The organism is Rhodopirellula sp. JB055, from assembly GCF_043100905.1.
Classification (GTDB): domain Bacteria; phylum Planctomycetota; class Planctomycetia; order Pirellulales; family Pirellulaceae; genus Rhodopirellula.
The window spans coordinates 1-4,219 of the sequence record NZ_JBICHO010000266.1 but is presented as its reverse complement, the minus strand read 5'-3'; the positions used below and the strand labels follow the sequence as shown (position 1 = coordinate 4,219).

The 4,219-nt window shown below is 55.2% G+C and carries 5 protein-coding genes; 1 reads left to right on the top strand and 4 read right to left on the bottom strand.

Features of this window, described 5'->3' with window-relative positions; genetic code table 11:
* Both ACF8AM_RS10760 and ACF8AM_RS10755 read right to left on the bottom strand, forming a co-directional pair.
* Positions 1-289: sigma factor (locus ACF8AM_RS10760; RefSeq protein WP_392555641.1), on the bottom strand; the 289-nt coding region annotated here is incomplete at its 3' end.
* Positions 290-422: 133 nt separating this feature from the next.
* Entirely contained in the window at positions 423-665 is a 243-nt protein-coding gene (locus ACF8AM_RS10755) for a hypothetical protein (protein ID WP_392555640.1), read from the bottom strand.
* Between the two features lie 255 nt (positions 666-920).
* Between ACF8AM_RS10755 and ACF8AM_RS10750 the strand changes: the two genes are divergently transcribed.
* Positions 921-2,807 (top strand): alpha-amylase family glycosyl hydrolase, encoded by a 1,887-nt coding sequence (locus ACF8AM_RS10750; RefSeq protein ID WP_392555639.1) that lies wholly within the window; start codon positions 921-923, stop codon positions 2,805-2,807.
* 473 nt (positions 2,808-3,280) lie between these two features.
* On the opposite strand, the gene ACF8AM_RS10745 is transcribed toward ACF8AM_RS10750, so the two are convergent.
* Both ACF8AM_RS10745 and ACF8AM_RS10740 read right to left on the bottom strand, forming a co-directional pair.
* A complete protein-coding gene (locus ACF8AM_RS10745) occupies positions 3,281-3,559 on the bottom strand; it encodes a hypothetical protein (protein ID WP_392555638.1) in 279 nt (92 codons plus the stop codon).
* A 220-nt stretch (positions 3,560-3,779) separates the two neighbouring features.
* On the bottom strand, positions 3,780-4,219 hold a 440-nt coding region (locus tag ACF8AM_RS10740; RefSeq protein WP_392555637.1), incomplete at its 5' end, for a hypothetical protein.

The window sequence follows — 4,219 nt, the reverse complement described above, 5'->3', positions numbered from 1 at the left end:
CGATTTGGTCGATTCGCTGCACCAGTTCCGATTGCAAATCATCGAAGCGTCGACGTCGGCGAATCCGATCGACTGCTTTGAAACGGCCGGTCGAGATCAACCAGGCGGTTGGATTGTCCGGGATCCCATTGCGAGCCCAGTTCTCCATGGCAGCGGCAAAAGCATCGTGCATGGCTTCTTCGGCCACATCAAAATCGCCCAAAACCCGAACCAGTGTCGCGAAAACTTTTCTCGACTCGGTTCGGTAGATGCGATCGATTTGGTTGGAAACTGCTTGGGCGGAGTTCATCGGCGGCGGGACTTGCCATGCTTTCCGGTGTCACGGGGCAAAGCGTTGATCATAATCCAGGCGCGTGTTTCAACGCGAGATCGTCCGTCGGTTTGAAACCTCATCGCAGCCAATTGTCTCCGAGAATACCCGCCTACGGATTGGTCTCAACGGGTTCGCGATCGATGCTGGCGTCGATGTTTCCTGCCGCACGGTCGATTGCGTTGGCGGCGCCGTCAGCGGCTTCTTTGGTTGTCTCGACAAGGGACGATGTGTCCTGCTTCATTTTGTCCGTGTCGACTCGAACGGATGGGTCCCCATCGTCCGATGTGAACCGCAACCAACCAACAACTGCCATCAACAGAACGATTGCGAAAACGAAAATGAGTGCACGCATGAGACATCTCTGGGTTGAGTGGTTTTTCGGCCAACAGTGGCTATCTGGATGGCCGATTTCGAATCAGTTTTGTTTGCGAAGTGACAACGAACTGTCACTTCTAATTTCTCAAAGCATTGCACGTGCCATACCTGCATCGAAAATGGCCAATGCGATCAGCTTTGCTGCAGGGAAGTGAACCCCCTCAAACGCCGTGGCACAAGAATTGCCTTCTTCGGTCCGGCTTGAGAGAATTGGCTCCGGTTGAGTCGTGCGATGGTTGATTCGCTGCACCGGACAGTTGCTCAGCGTTTGATCGTCATTGAAAGGCGTGAGATGGGACAGACTGCGTTGTTGGACGGAATGGAAGAGAATGCGACTGAACAGTCGCGAGTCACCAAGTCGGGAATGGGGGCCATCGTTCATGACGAGGGAGTTGCGTTCCGAGTCTGGGCACCCAACGCAGACAGCGTGAGTGTGCTGGGCACGTTCAACCAATGGAAAGAAGACGCCACGCCGCTGAAGCGAGAAGAGCACGGCACGTGGTATGTCAACGTTGCCGATGCCAAAGCGGGTGACGAATACAAATATCGAATCATCCGAGACGACAAGTCCTTTGATCGCATCGACCCGTACGCCCGCGAGGTCACCAATTCCATCGGAAACGCGGTCGTCTACGCAGACACATTCGATTGGAAGCATCGAACCTTTGATCGACCGGCTCAGAACGAGTTGGTGATCTACGAGATGCACATCGGAACGTTTCATCGAGACGATCCCGATCAACCGGGAACGTTCTCCGATGCGGTAGCGAAGTTCAAGCACCTGAAAGAGCTCGGCATCAATGCGATTCAGATCATGCCGATCGCCGAGTTCGCCGGGGATTTATCGTGGGGCTACAACCCAGCGCACATCTTTGCAGTCGAACAGGCTTATGGTGGTCCGGACGCGTTGAAAGCGTTTGTCGACGCGGCACATGAAGCTGGCTTTGCGGTGATCATCGACGTGGTTTACAACCACTTTGGTCCCAGCGATCTAGATTTGTGGCAGTTCGATGGTTGGAGCGAGAACGACAAGGGCGGCATCTACTTCTATCAAGACCACCGGTCCAACACGCCTTGGGGCGACACCCGCCCCGACTACGGTCGCGGTGAAGTTCGTCAGTTCATCCACGACAACGCGATGATGTGGATGCGGGAATACCATGCCGATGGCTTGCGTTATGACATGACCGCCTACATTCGCACGATCTCCGGTATCGGGGACGACGACATCGCGGAAGGCTGGGGATTGATGCAGTGGATCAATCGCGATTTACGGAACGAGTTTCCGGGCTGCTACTTGATCGCGGAAGACTTGCAGACCAACAACTGGTTGACCAAGACGGAAGACCAAGGCGGTGCCGGCTTCACAACCCAGTGGGACGCGGCGTTTGTCCATCCGATCCGATCGGCCGTGCAAGAAATCGATGATGCTCATCGAGACATGTGGGCGGTGCGAGACGCCTTGTGCCATCGATACAACGGGGACGCTTTCCAGCGAGTGATCTACAGCGAGTCGCATGATGAAGTCGCCAACGGCAAGTCTCGCGTTCCCAGCGAGATCGACGCCGAGGATCCTGAAAGTCGGTTTGCGAAAAAACGGACGATCCTGGCAGCGGCTTTGGCACTGACAGCACCAGGAGTTCCGATGTTGTTTCAAGGCCAAGAGATGTTGGAAGACGATTGGTTCGAGGACACGGATCCGCTCGAGTGGGAACGGACTCGCCGCCTTCGAGGGATCAAACGCCTGTTCCGTGATCTCATTCACCTGCGTTTGAACAAAGACGGTTTGTCCAAAGGATTGACGGGCCAGCACATCGTGATGCATCACGTCAATGAAAATGACAAGGTTGTCGCGTTCGTGCGGCGGGCTGAGGATCCTCAAGACGACGTCGTCGTGCTGGCCAACTTCGCCAATCGTTCTTGGGATCGATACGAAATCGGTTTTCCCGAGTCGGGCGATTGGCAATTGAAGCTGAACACCGACTGGACCGGTTACGATCAAGACTTTGATGATCATCCAGTCGAACATGTCGATGCAACCGACCAGCCCTACGATGGTTTGCCAGCTCGTGCCGATGTGTCGTTTGGCGCTTACGCAGTTCTGGTCTACACCCGCTGAACCCGACGGGGCGATCGTTCTGAATTTCGGCGCCGCCGCGTTTCCTCATTTTCTTTGTCCCTCGCCTGCTGCGAAATCGCGTTCACAGAAGCACGAAAACGCGGACGTTGCCCAAAATGAGGGGCGCCGATAGACTGTCGCCGCACTGCTCGAACACACCATCGAGCCGTGCTCGGCAGTCGCAACTTGACCAAGACTGCTGATCGTTTCGTCGCATTGGCCGATCGTTCGAAGGTATCCTTCACCAAGCCAAACAGGGGATCGCCCCGACGAACAAGCCCTTCGCGCCCATAGCTCAGCTGGATAGAGCAACGGACTTCTAATCTGCGAGGGTGTGTCTCAAAACACCGTAAAACACGGCGTTTTCCTGCGTTTGCAGCATCTACAAGAGTCGAGAATACCCCCGAAAAACCGCCAATGGTTGTAGCGGTTGTAGTCCGCGATTTGTGCAGAATTCTGCACGTTAGCTGCTGCTAACAAACTCTTCCAGCGTGAGCTTGGCCGGTGATTGCGTGATCGCGGTTGCAGCCTTGGCGGCCGGATTCGTTGTCCGCGAACCATTTGTCGAGTGTGCTTTCGCGATACCATCGTCCTGTTGGCGTCGTCCTGCCGGGGATCTCCGTTCGGTAACAGCGTTCCCACGTTGCCCATGAGTAGCCAAACGCTTCCATGACTTCCAGTTCATGAATCCAGCCCATTCGCTCGAATACGTGATTTGCTGGCAGCTTCTTTCGATTGGGTTTTCTGGCCATGAATTCGTTCCGTGCAAAAACCTATGTTCTGGTTCAAAAAGTGTGCGTCTGTGGAAGCGGCATCCAATTGTGGTCCGTCGCGGTTGTCGACCGGCCCCCGGTGCAGCTTAGGACTCAAACCCCACGATCTCCGTCGGGATGATCTTCCCGACCAACTCGGTGATCGCGTTCGCAAAAATGTTTCCTCTTTCACACGTGCTGCCCCGCGTTCGTTCTGGGGCTAGTCGCAGGTGCACCCGGAGAATGGCCGGGTTAGTGTGACCTCGCTCGTTCCAGGCACGCCAGCGCCATCACATGCGTGAGGGTCGAAACCTGACGCTACGCCGATGCCACGGAGCGAATCGATTAGATTGTCAATGTCCGTGTACTCGGGGGAATAGGCGATAGGAAAGATCGTGGCAGGCGGGGTGCTCGGATAGGGATCCGCAACATTCCAATCTCCGATAAAGTCATTCCACGCATTTTCAAAATCTGGGTCGCTGGCTCCTTCGTTTAGACACCGCTCATAAACAACATCAACGACATTGCATAGGTATGTGTCTTCGCCGATCGCAGTGCCGCGGGAATGAGACGCAACTCTCAGGTACCACCCAGGCAGATGGCCGGCAACGTCATAGTCGTCTGTGAGGAACGTCTCGTCTTTGTCTCCAATCGAGATCT

What these genes read in the sequence shown, in the direction of transcription:
- ACF8AM_RS10755 (WP_392555640.1), bottom strand. Translation starts at nt 665, where the DNA reads ATGCGTGCACTCATTTTCGTTTTCGCAATCGTTCTGTTGATGGCAGTT.
- ACF8AM_RS10750 (WP_392555639.1), top strand. Translation starts at nt 921, where the DNA reads ATGGTTGATTCGCTGCACCGGACAGTTGCTCAGCGTTTGATCGTCATT.
- ACF8AM_RS10745 (WP_392555638.1), bottom strand. Translation starts at nt 3,559, where the DNA reads ATGGCCAGAAAACCCAATCGAAAGAAGCTGCCAGCAAATCACGTATTC.